We start from the raw sequence: 15,343 nt of genomic DNA on the forward strand, positions 1-15,343 counted from the left end.
CTTTGTGTCGTGCGCACGGCTACACCTCAATGGTGGGCTGGGCGAGGGCACCGCAAGGTGCGCCGGTTCCCTGTAACGCCGGTAGTTCCAACCTCGCTCAGTCCACCACCCAGGAGATTGGAACCTCTGGTGGTGGGTTTATCATCCCGTTACAGGAGGCTGCCGCTATGGCTACGACCCTCACCCTGACTCACCCGTTACTCACCGTTCCTTTCAGCGCGACCACGGATTTCACGCTCCTTGCTGACCACTGCGAGCAGTTTGTCGAAACCCTGATAGAGAGCGACGATCCGGCATTAAAAATGGCGCTCTGCGGCAGGCTCAATGCATGCCTGTCGGTGCTGGAACCGACATTACTCGACCCGGTGCCAGCGCATCTGGTTGACAGCCTGACGGTGAATTCACTGCCCGTGCGAACACCGCGTTTCGATCCGGACTGCACCCAGCTCTGCCGCTACTGCCTTACGCTAACGCATCTGCTGGCAGGGCAGGGGTTATCCCCGGAGACGGAGCGACAGCTGAGCGGGTTGCTGTACGATCTGATCAACTATTTCACCGCAGAAATGAAAGCCCCGCGCTGGGTTCGCACCGCGGATGGCGTGAGGTGTATTGAGGATGAGGCATTATCGTAGGGCGGGTAAGCCTGCGCACCCGCCACTGCTGCGTTTGTGAAGGTGGGTGCGCTGCGCTTACCCACCCTACGTGCAGCGCAGAAGCGAATCATCGAACGACGTTCGATGGAGAGTCCTGACGACAGAAAGCAAAAACCCAGCCATAGGCTGGGTTCTTTAAATAGTGGTGCCCGGACTCGGACTAACGCCGCAGGCGTTTGAACAGCGCGCTTGTCGCGCTGGCCCCGAAGGGGTGAGCTTCGCAGAAGCGAATCATCGAACGACGTTCGATGGAGAGTCCTGACGACAGAAAGCAAAAACCCAGCCATAGGCTGGGTTCTTTAAATAGTGGTGCCGGACTCGGACTAACGCCGCAGGCGTTTGAACAGCGCGCTTGTCGCGCTGGCCCCGAAGGGGTGAGCTTCGCAGAAGCGAATCATCGAACGACGTTCGATGGAGAGTCCTGACGACAGAAAGCAAAAACCCAGCCATAGGCTGGGTTCTTTAAATAGTGGTGCCGGACTCGGAATCGAGTCTTGTTGCTATTTAATTGATATGCAAGGTTTATTTTTAATTTGGTGATTTTTGTGCCCTCATTTGTACCCTCGGTCCGTTTGCATTGATTCTGGTGACTCGAATTTGGGTTCAGGTACGAGGTGGTAGGGTTGCAGGAAAATAGCGGGCAACTATTTCGTTCATCTTATCAATCAAATCAGAGCGTTTAAAGATGATGTGCCCAGTGCCTTTCTGGAAGTAACGTATCTCAACATACTCGTCTTCGTAAACGGAAGCGTGCTGTTTGGAGATATGAGCATCGAGCCTGACGGAAAGATCGTTGCGATTCTCCGGAACAGGTTTACCATCCAGCAGATTCAGCATACGATCTAAATCTGCTAACTGCTCACGTCTACGCCCATGACGGAAGTGAAATCCCCAACGGTCATATTGTAAGCGTACGTGGTGGTGTTTGCCGGTACGGTGAGGTCCATTTCCTTATGTTCTGCGCCGGTCCTGCCGAATGAGTACGATACCGACGGGGTGATGATGCAAATCTCGACTTCCTTTTTGTGGTTAACGGTCTGCGCATAGAAGACGGGCTTTCCGCAACGCTGGTGGTATGCCTGTATAAGGGCATCGGGCGTAGCGGCATTTACGGCTGACAGCGATGCCAGCATCATTCCTGCGCTCAGCAGCAGGGCTGTACCGTGTTTCATGTTTTAACTCCTTTTGGTCTGGTGTGAGGTTCGGGAGAAAGCTCCCGGAAGGTATGAATGACGTTGCTGATAAAGTGAAAATGCGGAAGGGCATTGATGAAATCCGCGTCTACAATGAGTGCGCTGGTTTCACTGCGCCGGTGAAAAGAGCGTTCAGACAAGGAGACCGACGTTACCTCCTCAACCCTGAATACCCGTATCGCACCATACTGGCTGGCCACCAGATACCAGTCTGCATGTGAGAAAATTAGCCGATAGGGCTCAAGGTGGTCGTGACGAATCCCCTTAACCAACAGGCTGACCAGACGGTGGTGGTAAATGCCTTCAGCAAGTCGCTGAAAGCAGTCCGGGAGGATCCCCGCGGGCTGCTGTGCATGGCCTATCAGGCATGGAGATGTGCCGTTTTCATCCATCAACAGCTGCATCAGATGGCGGCTCTGTGAGGGAATGAGACGGGCTATTCCGGTGTTGCGGGCAAACGCCAGCGCACCAGGAGTATGGTCGCGCATCGGGTTTGTTCGTAACCGCCAGCAGCCGTTATCGCCAGTCAGATCCAGATGCAGCAGACGCTGAGAAAAATCCCGGCGCAGGGTGCGTTCAGATACGCCAAATTCACCGGACAGCGCTTTTAGTGAAAGGGATTCACCAGCAAAAAGCCGGCTAATAATAACTGACAGCCTGAGTGCCAGCCTGTCGTGTCGGGGCGCAGGGTCCGTGGCGCGCATATGCCCTCCGTGAATGAAAAATACCGAGATAACTCATGCGGTTATTATGCAGGACGGTGTGGACAGGATATGACCAGCGATAAGACAGCGCGGCAGAAAAGATGCAATATTTTTCCCACGATAACTGTCTGAATTTACGATGATAATTTCACATCGCTTAGCTGGTGAGCGTTACGCGGTCATACCCTGTCATAAAGCCGGTCAGCAGGAGGCGTTGTCAGGGCTGAAGGTGGCTGTAGTATTGCGTTTTATTAATCTCGCCCTCAGTAAACGCAGTAAGAGGCGAAACAGAACGATGAGAGCCCAACGGACGCTGTGGATCTCTTTCTCCGGCCAGCCTGCGCGCCGGCAGTAATCCAGGATCCTGTTAACCACCCGTCTTCGGATATAGCGCAGCAGCATGCGTAACAGGGACCATGTCAGTGTCCTGAGTATCATTTCCACCACCTCAAAAAAGTAAGTGCCACAGCGCAGAAGCGGCATTCACAATGCCGTCGCGGATCGTTCCCAGCGCTTCACGGACCGCCTTTGGCAGCGGAATGGCGTCCACTATCCGGCTGAATAACTCACCCAGCAGATCGCCGAAATCCTGTCGGGCGGTACTCTCTGCCTCCGTAGTCCGGTGCTCTTCCCTGACCTGACGAAAAACGCCGCTGCTGGCCTCCGGGGGCAGGGCAAATATCATGGTTTCGACCAGACGGGCCAGGTTGTAGCCTGTTTTGGCTGACACCGCATGAACCGGATAAGGACAGGAGAACTGCCGTGAGATGGCTGCGCTTCGGGTGGTCAGCGTCAGCAACTGGCCAGTGGAGGGCAGACACGCTTCCCTGTCCCATTCCAGCGAGGGTTCCGCCTTGTCGGCCTGGTTAATGACGAAGACAATGCTGCCCGGTGAGACGCCACAATTGAGCAGGAACCGGTGAAACGCTTCGTCGGTCGCACAGGCCCGGTCATCCGCTTTCATCACCCAGAGGATAAGATCCAGCGTCGGTAACTGATCTTTATATAGCTGCCGGTATTCACGGTCATAGTCCAGAGATTCACCGGCACCGGGTAAATCGACCAGCGTCATGCGACGCCCGCCAATATCGAGCGTGAAGCGAAGCGGTTCACGGGTACAGCCCTGCACATCGCTGACCGGGCTTAGGGGCTGCTGAAAGAGCGCATTACATAGAGAACTTTTCCCACTCCCTGTTTTACCCATAATGCCAACGACCGGCTCGTAATGGATGTGCTGGCGGATGCGATTTAGTATCGTACGGGAGAGTGTTTCGGGCAGGAGAGACAGCTGTTGCTTCAGGCCATCAAGACCCTGTTCAGTTTTATCTGACACATTAACCTCCGTGAGTGAAATAACAAAATGGCAGCATTTCTGCTGCCCTTCTCACACAGGTAATATAGGTCTGAAATTTTTTTGAATGTCATGTATGGGCTGTATTACTGCCTCCGCTCACCTTGTTTTTAGCTCAAAGTCCTCACTCACCACCACAGGTTTTTCGGTAATGGTCATTAATCAGAGTTTCCAGCATATCGCTGATGCGAACTCCGCTGCGTTCAGCCATAAAGTCGAGTCGCATTTTAGTTTCGTTCTTAAGGTACGTATTGAGTGCTTTTTTATCTGTGCGGGACTGACGTAGCTTCTGCTGATTCCAGGCTTTATTCAGATTAAGCAGGAATAGCCGTTTGGTATCCGGTGCGTCATCCCATAAATCAAGTGCGGCACGTAGCGCTAAATTTCGTTCAGCATGGCTCAGAGGGGTAAACCAGGTGCTCAGCCCCGGCGAAGAAAGCGTAAATGAAAGCCCGCCGGTGGGGGCGTTTCTTTCTTCCTGTAGCGATTTAAGACTGTTCCATGCCCACAGTACCGCCTCTTCCTCATCAGGTAACCATTTCAGCGGAGCAGGTTTGCTGTAAATATTTTTCCACTGGTCTTTGAGCCTGTCCATTACCTGGCTCTTAAGGTGATTAACTGGTGGGGCAGGAATAATTATCCAGTCAAAGAAATTGAAGAGAAGTTGCATTCTTTCCCGGTGGCTTGCCGGGGATTTATTGAGTTGAAGGAACTGATACCAGTTCTGACCGAAAGGGGCATCTCCTGATCGGGGAATACCAAGCTGATAGTCACTCGCTTCACAGAGATAACCCCACATCCAGAATGCGGCCCGCTCGTCGTTTTCAATCCAGTCAAATTTTTCTGCAGGTAAGATATTCTCGTCGCAGGCGGTATGCATATCTGCCAGGAGTCTGTCTTGCTGTTCTTTATCAGGATAGTACTTATTGAGGAGATGATTAACTGCCTGATGGCAGCTGCCTGCTTCCTGACGGTTAACCCCTTCTGCTCTGATGTTTTTGTTTATTTCTAACCAGGCAAGATAAAAATTGCAGATTCGTATGTCACGATTTTTAACGGGTATTTGTCTGCCATTAATGTAATTTATTGCCATTATAAAAGGCTCCATAAAACAAACTACATAGTAGTGGTTTGTGTAGTGATTATTGTGGGGGTAAAGTAGCATGACAATGGTTTTATCGTCACTAAAAAACATATCTGGTAGTCATCGTGAAGTAAGATTGTGGTTTTATGTTGGTTTGATCACGGTTTCACCATGGTTTTAATGTTGCTGTTTTTAATGATTTATTTCTTTCTGTGCTCTGTTTTTAGGGATTCTTGTTCGCTTACCCACTACTCTTTAACTTTATCTTATTCCTCCGTTTGTTCTTCTGCATGCTCTCGTCTTCACCCCGTCATGATACCGGGTTCGCTTCAGAGGGAATTTCTGGCAGCAGGCAGGTTTACCCTAGTATATTTTCATTTCATTGCTCAGAATCAGGGAGATGGCTTCTGTGAGTTGTGGAAATTTGGGCGTTATAGTGGTTGAGGTTATTTGAGGCGACAAAGTGTTTTTTTTTGGTTGTTGGTAAAGATAATTCCAGAGTGAACGTGCATGGCTTTTATCGCGTATAGACCAGGCCTGACGTAACCTGCTCTGGTATTGCAGTCAGGCCCGATGTGTTGGATTGGTATTAATATAATAAAGAAAGGGCTATCTTTATGGTTAAACAACAGTTAGTACAAGAACATTACTCAGAGGGATGAATGACAGCCTGGAAGAGAGTATCACTTGAAAGGCAATATTACAGTTGAAAAGGTAGTTGCCGATGATATCAACCGGCAGGTGAGGCTACTCGTCAGACAGTGCTTTCTCTCAGTCATTTCCCTTTATAAAGAGACAAGACGAGGCCATTACTTTGAGATAAGACTGCGTAAATGAGTAAATACGTTAGATATTAAACTTAGTGATATTATCTTTGGTGTGTAAATCTTCAGGGAGGGTAGTGCGGTCGATAATATTGCCGGAGGATGGACTGAGCGTATGGCAGCGTTGTGCGAAGTGTAAATACACGGTGGGTGCTACTGGTGTTAGCCTGTCTGTTTAACGTGTTATTACGAGGGTTGACTATAACAGGTAATGTGATAACCAATGGAAGCTGAAAGGATCGTGTTAATACGCTAAGTATGTGCAAGGGTATTGATTACATCAACGAACCATAAATCCGGGTATGTAGATTTTGTCGGGAGTAATAGTTCGGGCATGTACCGCAGGCCGGATAATGCAGGTAACATCGCGTATTGTTATGGCCAAATCTTTCAGTGTCTGAGAAACAATTAACGCATTATCGTAAGTTATCTGATAAACGGTTTGATGTTATAAACCTGAATGTTACTGAAGCTTTCTGTAAGCCCCTGTAATCGCATAAAAGATAACGCTAATGGAAACCTGTGGATGGTATGAATACGTTGAGCGTGATGCGTTACAGAGCGTTTTAACAGTAGTCCCGATAACGATTATTTATCGGGTTTATTGAACGAGGTAGTAATATCATGATGGCAGCGGGGGCTGGTACAGGGGCTCTTACCCCGGGTATATACATCCCGCCGGAGTCATATTCGCTTTTCAGGGTAACCACAGACCCTTTTTAAACCTGGTCAATACAAAACATCAAACGCTTAAGTAAATCTGGCAATGACTATCACATGGGCTGGTGGCTTCACCATATCGCGCTAAAATCCTGTGTTTTCAGACGATGACGGGTACGCTTGACATAAGCGGCGTCAACGAGTTCATCGGGTGGCAAACTACGGGTGATATTACAAATTGTCGCCAGCGCTGCATCTGAGAGTTTAAACGTTCGTGGTAAGGCGTAGTAATCCCCTGTTTTTTGCATACCGATGTTATCGAATAACGCTCTGAAGAAATCCGTCAGCGAAGGGCGGCGTGCATTAATTATCGCCTCCGTCGCTTCATCAGCAAATGTAACCTCAACCTCCTCCATACCCAGCGAACGAATAATCCCGGCAATGTCAGGCCAGTACTTAAGATCGAAACTATTAAGCCGCTGCAGTTCTGGTTTAAGGTGAAGCTGATAATGATCGTTCTTCTCTCCGGCATCATCGATAAATTCGGTGAGTTTACGCATACGCTCGCAATGAAAGTGACCGTTCCCACTAAGCTCTGTACGTCGCTCCAGCATTTCAGCCAGTTTCTGGCTCATGGCGCTGATACTGTCATTCAGGGCCGTAAGCTCCTGATGATCAGCCCGTAGTTGTGCAAAGCGCTCATCGGTTCCAAAGCTACCGGCATGGATAATCTGCTCAAGCAGCACCCAGAGCTGTTGTCTGGAGAGACTGCTGGACGCTATCTCCCTGTATACCACCACCATCTCGTCATGACGTTCAACCAGCCGGTTAAATACAGGCCAGGTTGAGGGCCAGGATGGTGGAACGGTCTTTTGCCAGTCGTGAAGTATTTCTTTCAACAGTGCCAGCGCGATCGCCGGGGTTTCCTCAACGTCAACAATCATCGTTATTTCCTCTGGTTATCTTCTTTCCATGTCCATTGTTCACTGTAGCCCTGGAGATGTCGGTAACGGGAAGACTGTTTTTTCGCAGTATTCGGGTCACCCTGCGCCAGAATCGTTGTTAATTCGTATTGACCTCATGGCTTCAGTCACTGTGCTGCTACCCGTTGCATATATCTCCCTGCCACCCCCGATATTTTATCGAATCCAGCCATCTCTGGGGACCTGCTTAGGGACCCGCTGAAGGCAAAAAGTTATTTTTTACGGCGCTGGTAATGGTTATGAACGATAACCCACCGGAGTCCATTTTAATGAGTTACACATACGACCCTTTCTGGCAGCAACGCATCGCCGATACCTTCAGTTGTGCGCTTAACGCTTACACCCGCTTACTGGCCCTGCGTGTTGACCTCCGTCTGCCGGATACGCCAGCGGCAAGCGATACAGCCGTTATCTCCCGTTTCACCGATTCCCTGAAAGCCCGAATTACAGCCCTTCAGGCGCGTCAACGTCGCGAGGGCAAACGCGTCTGGCCGACCACGCTGCGTTTTGTCTGGGCGCGGGAGTTTGGTGAAATCAAAGGGAAGAAGCATTACCACGCGGTGCTGTTGCTGAACCGCGATACGTGGTGCGGACCGGGGGATTACCAGGACCCGGATTCGCTCGCAGGTATGATTAAACAGGCGTGGTGCAGTGCTCTGAAGGTGGATGCACAGGCGCATGCCGTTCTGGCCCGCTTCCCGAAGAGCCCGGTGTCCTGGCTGACGCGCGGTAATACCACAGAGCTTCAACAGGCGCTGGCGCAGGCCGCTTATCTTGCCAAACGCGAAACCAAAGTCACCGGCGATGGTGAACGTAACTTCGGTTGCAGCCGCGGTTGAGCCAGGCATATATCGATTCACCAGTCCTGAACGTACGGGCCGGGTAATTTTTTACAACGTTTCCCTATCCTCTGAGGCGAACCGGTAACCCCATGATTCAACCACTACCGGACGTCTCCCGACAGCCATATCCTCAGAGGGAGAAAAATACCATGACCACGACGAATTCGAACATTAATGCCAGTCCTGACACACTGCTTTCAGCTCAGGACCCGCTTATCGACATGACTTTTATCACCACGTACACCGGTATGACGGACAAGTGGTTTTATAAACTGATTGGCGACGGTCTGTTTCCCAAACCCATTAAGCTGGGCCGCAGTTCGCGCTGGCGCAGAAGCGAGGTGGAAACCTGGATGCAGCAGCGTATCGCAGATTCCCGTGGCGCCTGAGCAGACGAGGTTTATTGATGGAAAAACAACGCCGTACTAAACCACAGAACATCCCGGCGCGCTGGAAGTGTCCCCGTTGCCGGAGGCAGTATTGTGGTGCCAGACCCTGCCCCGTTTGTTTTCGCACCTCTGTAGCATCTGCACAACCGTAATCCCGGTGGGCTGCAGAGACTGAATACCAAGAATCATCTTCCGCTAACGCATAACTGACCCGCCATTCACGCAGCCATGCAGCCCATACCGGGACGGCTTACGCCTGCGTGTCGTCTGGCGGTAAGGAGTACCACGATGTACGCCAAATCTTTCATCGCCCTTGACGGTAATGGTCGTCTCACCGGAGCCAGAACAGCACAACGGTATCCGTATGACCGCTACACCTGCCACCTGTGCGGCAGTGCGCTGCGATACCATCCTGAATACAACACTGAGCGACCGTTCTTTGAACACCGGTCCGACATGCTGACAGATAACGGGCGACAGCATTGTCCGTATGTCAACCTGGAAGCGAAAGGGACCCGCCATATCCGGCAGCTGCAATGGTATGTACCGGATGCCCGTCCGCTGGTTTACCGCGCCGTCTGGCACTGCAGTGGTTGCGACAGTAATTATCACGGTGAGCGCTATTGCCTGACCTGCCGAACCGGTGAGTTCAGCAGGACGCTCTCTGATGCTGAAATCCGGACTGCAGAGGTAACGGCATGCGCGTACTGAAATGTTACCTGGCAAATGACCGTGAAGGTCACTTTGTGACGGCCGGTGAAGCCATGAGCGCACCGGGGCAGGTATGGAGCTGTGCTTCCTGTGGCTGTCGTCTGGTGCTGCATGCTGGCACCTTCAGCGACCCTGCGTGGTTTGAACACGATACGCGGACCGTGGCCCGGGATGTGCTGATGAACTGTGCCCATCTCGACCCGGAAGTGAAAGCCGGGGCCCGGCACAGGAAGCTGCGCAATATGCTCAACGGACTGGATGCTACGGTGATGACGCTGTCCTGGTACTGTGTGTGGTGCGGCGACCATTATCAGGGCGTGAAGCACTGTTACCGATGCCAGACCGGTATCTACAGCATCGAAGAAGTGAACTGGCAGAGAAACTACTGCTGCAGTACCGGATAGTCCTCCCTCGCCTTTATGAACCAGATACCGCCGCACTGGCGGGGTCTTCCCTGATTTAACCCAAAGAGAGTCTGCATTGTGAATCATTCTTACACACGGGCTTCTGATGCTGTCAGCGCGGATGCCGTCAGTACGCGTGCATTTCTGCAACAGGCTGTTGACCATTACCCGCGACTGGCGGCATTCAGCTTTACGCTGAAATTGCCGTATCGAGAAACCATGAGCGAATACCGGTCATTGATTCTGCGTTTTCATACTGAAGTCTGGCAGCGCACCGGCGAATATTCGCGCCAGCGTCAGCAGGCGCGGCAGAGTTCACCGCCAACGATCCTGCGATGGATGTGGGAGTCTGCCAGTGCACCAGAGCGCAAAATACTGCTGCTGATTAATCTTGATACGCTGGGGGCCTTGCGCGATGGGGTCGTACAGCAGGACATGAGCAGGATACTCAGAGAGGCATGGTGTGCGGTGATACACACTGATAATAACGTTACCAGCATGTCATCTTTCATCATCAGTCGTTCAGATAAGAACGCTTTTACCGTGCCGTTTGGCCGGTTGAAGGCCGGAATGGATAACATGGTACCTCCCGTGATTACGGCCAGAACGGGTGTTATTTGCCCGTGAGCGTACTGGTTACCATCCGCGTGTACATCGCCTGTTTACGCTGATGCCGGGCCAGTTTCTCCTCATGTAGCAGGTGCTCCAGGAAGTCCATGTAGCTCCATTCCTGAACCACTGCCTGTTGCGACAGTGCCGGCGCCGCGCCGATAAGGCTGTCCAGCTGGAGCTGTTCAGCAAGCACCATCAGCCGTTGATGTTGTAGTTCGACCATCATGCGGCTCCTCTGCAGAACGTGTCATAGATGGACAGCGGATGATGCAACGGCTGCCTGTCGAAGGTCACCAGGCTTTCGTCAACCTGCACGTCATACTGTTTTTTCTCCGGTGGCAGTGCCAGCATGGATTGCTGTTCCTCCACCCAGCGATCACAGGGGCGGGTCTGGATAGTTTCATGCTTCCGCTGATTAGCCACATCGTACAGCCAGCGCAGACCGTAACGGTTTGCGGTCTCAACATCGACGGTGATCCCCATCGGGCGAAGACGCGTCATTAACGGGATGTAGAAGCTGTTGCGGGTGTACTGCACCATTCGCTCCACCTTACCTTTAGTCTGTGCCCTGAAGGGGCGACACAGCCGCGGAGAGAAGCCCATCTCTTTGCCGAACTGCCACAGGGAAGGATGGAACCGGTGCTGTCCGGCCTGGTAAGCATCTCGCTGGAGCACTACCGTTTTCATCTTGTCGTACAGAACTTCCCGCGGTACGCCGCCGAAGAAGCTGAACGCATTGCGGTGACAGGATTCCAGCGTGTCGTAGCGCATGTTGTCGGTGAACTCGATGTAAAGCATTCTGCTGTACCCCAGAACAGCAACGAACACATGCAGGGGAGACTTACCGTTTCGCATGGTCCCCCAGTCAACCTGCATCTGCCGTCCGGGCTCGGTTTCGAAGCGAACAACCGGCTCTGCCTGTACGGGGAGTGTCTGCGAACGGATGAACTCCCTCAGGATAGTCAGACCTCCACGATAGCCCAGCTCCATGATTTCCCTGGCAATAACGGTAGCCGGGATTTTGTAGGGATGCGCGTCGCTGATCCGCTTACAGATATAATCGCGGTATTCATCGAGCAGTGATGATGATGCCGGGCGTGGTGAATACTGCGGCTTTTCAGGATTGGCATTCAGGTGGCTGCGGACAGTATTGCGCGAAATACCCAGTTCTCTGGCGATGGCCCGGATACTCATTCCCCGCTTGTGCAGGACTTTAATTTCCATACGAATCTCAAAAGTGATCATAAGCTCCCCTGTATTCAGAGGAGCAGATTAACCCCTGGATCAATTTTCAACCGCTGGGGTGGATCAGTTTTGCACCGTTGGTAACAACTGAGTTCGTACCTGAAGAATAATGAATACTTGAGCCACTCATTGGTGGCTCAATTGGATACTTAATTACCAATTCTGTATGTGAGGCAGTTATCAGCATTTAAGTGGAGATTAAGCTTACCTGATGCAAGCTCATTCTCTGTGTTGGTTCCTGCAAAAGCAAAACCCTTCTTAATAAGATTAGTTGTATAGTACTTATTATACATGAATGCCCAAATAATCATGCCAATCATCGAGCCAATACCCATGGTGAGAAAAGCAAGGATAATCAGCACGATAAAAGTACCAATGAAGGTTATGAAGTCCTTTCTGAAAAGAGCTGGAAACGCTCCGAAAAACAATGTAGTCCAGGAAAAACCATAAAATCCTGTTACTGTCTCGCCAGTACGTGGATTCTCCATGCGAATTTTAGTAGCCATTACTTTTTACACCTATTTGTTAATTGATATTATGTTATTCATGGAATCATTCATTAACTTTTTAAAAACATCCATGCAATAACTACTCATTAATTATTCTTCACCAATATCTTTATAGAATGCTATTTCCTTATATTCCGCATTAGGTATACGTAGGAAAACAAAACAACGTTTTACATAATAACGATTAATGACGTTAGCAAAACCGTTCATATACTCAAATGATCCATCTCAATGAATTTTGCATAGGGTCTATTGATTAGGCTGTTTTTTCTACAAGCAACAAGAAAGAATAGACATTACTAATTTTGTAATGTTATTATTTTTAACGAACTAATTATCGCTCTAATTTTTTCGTGAGTAACGCTTTTAAATTGAAGTGCTAGTTTGTTTAGTGTATTACTATTTTTTAACCATATAGCTCATTACAATATGCTTAGAAAGCAATAGAACAGATTGAGTTGGCACTGAAATAGGCTAAAACCGACATACGTATCGGGGAAGAGAACAGAATTTTGTGAGGCGGCGTGAGGAATGAGGGCGTAGAAGATTATGATTAAGAAAACATTATGCAGCTTATTGCTGGCCGTACTTTGTGGCGGCATGGTTGGCCCCGCAGTGAGTACGGAGAATGACCATCGGTATATTAGTATTCGTAATACGGATAGCAGTTGGGTGCAGGGCGTGTGTTCTTTGGTATTCCGGCTGGATAACGGCGGTGATGGGACATTCAATAACCTGACAGTCAGCTTACAATTAACTGATAAATCGGGAGCCGTTCTGGAAAAAGGAACTCTTGATGTTCAGCCGTTTGGCGATAGCAGTGCAACTCGTTCAACCCTTTCGGCAACTGAATTCAGCTGTGATGCGGTTGAAAATACAGCCAACATCGTGATTACCGACGTTGAGGAAACGTCTTCGGATGGTTCAGTCCATGCTCTGCCACTGTCGATGTTTGATCCGCAATATTATCAACCATTAAAAATGAGCGTACAAAAAAGCGGATAGCTTTAGCTGCCTTCTATGGGGATGATAGATATACATCCCCATTACGACGAAATAAGCGTTTATGCTTTGTTGATTAAATCGATAATACGATCGCCTTCTGTATCTTCTTGCGCAAATCGGCTAAAGATGCTGCCATCGTTTTGTGTACCCACCTTGATAGGTTCCTTGCAATCTTTGTGGAAGATTCTTTTCCCTTTTTTTGTGACAACCACACCTGACATATCGCCGTGCTGCTCTTTATCGTAAACAATATATTCATAGGGGCCTTTGACGACACGTATCCAGTAAAGCGAGCCACCGGCGATCATCTGAGAATTATAGTAGGCGTTAACCCCCGGTTGATTAGTGACAAGATTCAGCTCAGCAGTCGGAGCAGACTGGGTTCCCAGGGCATATCGCGCGCTATCCTGCGGAATAAAGGCGCTGGCGTATTTATTATTGGTGAGCAGGCATTCCAGCGTTAATTGTTCCTGATCCTCCGCACTGTAAGACGCAGCTAAAGCTGTCTGGCTGAGTGACATACAGACAATGGTCAACGCCGCAATTCGTAGAGTTAATTTCACGTTCCTTACTCCTTTATAAACTGACATGTTTAAGATTAGTGGCCGTTCTTTACTTGTTTGCAGGTATCCAGCCAGCCAGCTGTATCAATTTTGCCGTTCGCTAGGTATTTTTGCTGATTCTGCCAATGAGCAGCGAGGAACGGCTTAAGACCGGAAAGACGTTTATTCAGCATCAGCATCTGATTGAACACGTTCACTTCGCCTTTTAGCCCTGCTTGCCCATACAGGGTGCCGGAATCCACCAGACTGCTGGCGTAGTAGCTCGTTAGCTGCTGTAGACGATCGGTTTGTTCCGCCAGCTTATTTTTGCGGATGGCACAGTTGGCATCGCTGCTGTCTTTATCTTTGCACAGCAGCTCATAATTGTGATTGAGGAAGTCAAGGAAACGACCATCGTCCTGTAATTTGGTACAGAGAAAAGAGCCCAGATTCAGGCTGGCGCGGATAGACTGTGCTCTTTCTTCTTGCTGCTGCTGGTTGCTGGCACGAAGTTGGTTTTCCAGATCTTTCAGCTTTTTCTTCAGCTCGCCGTCTTCAACGCCAGAAGCCAGGCTACCTAACGCTTTCGCCGTATCATTGGACCCGGATTTGCTGCTCTCTGCGCCCGTTTTATCATCACCGAGAGTCGACCAGTTTTTCTCAAGAAGTTTGACCCGGTCCGTTGAGGTAATTGCCTGGGAAACCAGCACCAACCGCAGGCCCATTGTTTTACTGGTAAAAGGCTGGGCATTATCGTAATAGTTAATTTCTTTACGGCTAGCGCTGCGGATATCCGACTCACTGGACATCACGCTGCCGCCACGCACCACAAAACCGCCAGCCTGGCCATGCAATCGATTAATTTTATTGAGGTAGAAGGGGGTAAACATCATCTCAGAGACGTTGCCTAACATATCGTACAGGCCGAGCGGGTTAGGATTTAACAGACCGATGAGCTGAAGTTTCCCGTTTGAGGACTGCGAACCGGAATACCACTCATAATTTTTGATGTCGTCCATCGGATAACAGGAATCACGAAACTGTGCGGTATCCACTTTCAGACCGCCGCGCGCGGCAAACTCCCACTCTACTTCGGTGGGCAGTCGTAAAAAACCTGGCTTGTTATCTTCTTTCGGCAGCTTGTCGAGCGCGTTTGCGCGTAACCACTGGTTATATTTATCGGAGAAATTAACGGCCTCAAACCAACTGATGCTGGTTTGAGGGAGGCTAAGTTTACGCGATGGTGTCGGGCAAGTATCGGAAGTTAATGCCTGATATTGCAATGCCGTCAGCTCATATTTCGCCATTAAATAATAACGGCCTTTATTTTGGGGCGTTTCAGTAAAGCTACCGGCGATAAACGTGGGATAACTGTGTTCCACAAAGCTCCATTCACCGCCATCTTCCCCTAAGGTGATGGGAATATCATCCAGAGGACCGGCTACTGGAATTTCTACCCGACGAAATACCATCGAACCTTCGCAGGGCATAGGCAAAATCACGTCATCGCTATCTGGCTTCGGATTATAGGTTTTCTCTGCCCACGGTTCTGCCAGCGCGGGGGAGATCTTCACCAGCAGGGCTAGCGCCAGGCAGCGCGATAATGTGGAAGGAGTAAAGGCCATGAACGAT

17 protein-coding genes and 1 pseudogene are annotated in these 15,343 nt (G+C 50.1%); 7 read left to right on the top strand and 11 right to left on the bottom strand.

Annotated features, from left to right (window positions below):
• The first annotated feature begins 29 nt into the window (after positions 1-29).
• Positions 30-632, top strand: a complete 603-nt coding sequence (locus ET34_RS22945) for an ash family protein (RefSeq protein ID WP_072001999.1) — start codon at positions 30-32, stop codon at positions 630-632.
• Positions 633-1,256: 624 nt separating this feature from the next.
• Here the strand turns inward: ET34_RS22945 and ET34_RS20925 are convergent.
• The 6 genes from ET34_RS20925 to ET34_RS22755 form a co-directional block, all read right to left on the bottom strand.
• The gene (locus tag ET34_RS20925) at positions 1,257-1,490 is read right to left on the bottom strand and encodes a DUF4942 domain-containing protein (RefSeq protein ID WP_330217966.1); all 234 of its coding nucleotides are present in this window, start codon (positions 1,488-1,490) and stop codon (positions 1,257-1,259) included.
• A 14-nt stretch (positions 1,491-1,504) separates the two neighbouring features.
• Positions 1,505-1,825: a hypothetical protein gene (locus ET34_RS20930; RefSeq protein WP_236633836.1), complete on the bottom strand. Its 321-nt coding sequence runs from the start codon at positions 1,823-1,825 to the stop codon at positions 1,505-1,507.
• Entirely contained in the window at positions 1,822-2,550 is a 729-nt protein-coding gene (locus ET34_RS0109365) for a helix-turn-helix transcriptional regulator (RefSeq protein ID WP_031521464.1), read from the bottom strand. Before ET34_RS0109365 ends, ET34_RS20930 begins: the two co-directional genes overlap by 4 nt.
• A gap of 448 nt (positions 2,551-2,998) precedes the next feature.
• Entirely contained in the window at positions 2,999-3,883 is an 885-nt protein-coding gene (locus ET34_RS0109370; protein ID WP_021314685.1) for a GTPase family protein, read from the bottom strand.
• 142 nt (positions 3,884-4,025) lie between these two features.
• Positions 4,026-4,994 carry a hypothetical protein gene (locus ET34_RS0109375; RefSeq protein WP_031521466.1) on the bottom strand — a complete coding sequence of 323 codons (969 nt, stop codon included), beginning with the start codon at positions 4,992-4,994 and terminating at the stop codon, positions 4,026-4,028.
• 1,606 nt (positions 4,995-6,600) lie between these two features.
• The gene (locus tag ET34_RS22755; protein WP_031521468.1) at positions 6,601-7,413 is read right to left on the bottom strand and encodes a hypothetical protein; all 813 of its coding nucleotides are present in this window, start codon (positions 7,411-7,413) and stop codon (positions 6,601-6,603) included.
• 308 nt (positions 7,414-7,721) lie between these two features.
• Between ET34_RS22755 and ET34_RS0109385 the strand changes: the two genes are divergently transcribed.
• The 5 genes from ET34_RS0109385 (at position 7,722) to ET34_RS0109400 (ending at position 10,425) form a co-directional block, all read left to right on the top strand.
• The gene (locus ET34_RS0109385; protein ID WP_028016383.1) at positions 7,722-8,291 is read left to right on the top strand and encodes an inovirus Gp2 family protein; all 570 of its coding nucleotides are present in this window, start codon (positions 7,722-7,724) and stop codon (positions 8,289-8,291) included.
• 152 nt (positions 8,292-8,443) lie between these two features.
• On the top strand, positions 8,444-8,683 hold the full coding sequence (locus ET34_RS0109390) for a helix-turn-helix transcriptional regulator (protein ID WP_028016384.1): 240 nt from the start codon (positions 8,444-8,446) through the stop codon (positions 8,681-8,683).
• A 288-nt stretch (positions 8,684-8,971) separates the two neighbouring features.
• Positions 8,972-9,394, top strand: a complete 423-nt coding sequence (locus ET34_RS21735; RefSeq protein WP_072002000.1) for a putative zinc ribbon protein — start codon at positions 8,972-8,974, stop codon at positions 9,392-9,394.
• Positions 9,382-9,798 (top strand): putative zinc ribbon protein, encoded by a 417-nt coding sequence (locus ET34_RS0109395; RefSeq protein ID WP_031521471.1) that lies wholly within the window; start codon positions 9,382-9,384, stop codon positions 9,796-9,798. The genes ET34_RS21735 and ET34_RS0109395 overlap by 13 nt, the downstream gene beginning before the upstream one ends.
• 78 nt (positions 9,799-9,876) lie before the next feature.
• Entirely contained in the window at positions 9,877-10,425 is a 549-nt protein-coding gene (locus ET34_RS0109400; RefSeq protein WP_031521473.1) for a YagK/YfjJ domain-containing protein, read from the top strand.
• Positions 10,426-10,438: 13 nt separating this feature from the next.
• Here ET34_RS0109400 and ET34_RS0109405 read toward each other — a convergent pair.
• From ET34_RS0109405 to ET34_RS0109415, 3 genes and pseudogenes are all read right to left on the bottom strand, one after another.
• A pseudogene (locus ET34_RS0109405) lies at positions 10,439-10,636 on the bottom strand (ATP-binding protein); the annotation flags it as partial.
• Complete coding sequence (gene istA, locus ET34_RS0109410) at positions 10,633-11,655, bottom strand: IS21 family transposase (protein ID WP_031521477.1); 1,023 nt, start codon at positions 11,653-11,655, stop codon at positions 10,633-10,635. The gene istA and the pseudogene ET34_RS0109405, both read right to left, overlap by 4 nt.
• A gap of 149 nt (positions 11,656-11,804) precedes the next feature.
• A complete protein-coding gene (locus ET34_RS0109415; RefSeq protein ID WP_031521479.1) occupies positions 11,805-12,161 on the bottom strand; it encodes a hypothetical protein in 357 nt (118 codons plus the stop codon).
• Positions 12,162-12,713: 552 nt separating this feature from the next.
• Here ET34_RS0109415 and ET34_RS21740 point away from each other — a divergent pair.
• The gene (locus ET34_RS21740) at positions 12,714-13,169 is read left to right on the top strand and encodes an IrmA family protein (protein WP_032747566.1); all 456 of its coding nucleotides are present in this window, start codon (positions 12,714-12,716) and stop codon (positions 13,167-13,169) included.
• Positions 13,170-13,228: 59 nt separating this feature from the next.
• Here the strand turns inward: ET34_RS21740 and ET34_RS0109420 are convergent, their stop codons facing one another.
• On the bottom strand, positions 13,229-13,732 hold the full coding sequence (locus tag ET34_RS0109420; protein ID WP_031521481.1) for a hypothetical protein: 504 nt from the start codon (positions 13,730-13,732) through the stop codon (positions 13,229-13,231).
• Between the two features lie 35 nt (positions 13,733-13,767).
• A complete protein-coding gene (locus tag ET34_RS0109425) occupies positions 13,768-15,336 on the bottom strand; it encodes a formylglycine-generating enzyme family protein (protein WP_031521483.1) in 1,569 nt (522 codons plus the stop codon).
• Positions 15,337-15,343: the final 7 nt, after the last annotated feature.

Source organism: Siccibacter colletis, from assembly GCF_000696575.1.
In the GTDB taxonomy this organism is placed as follows: Bacteria; Pseudomonadota; Gammaproteobacteria; order Enterobacterales; family Enterobacteriaceae; genus Siccibacter; species Siccibacter colletis.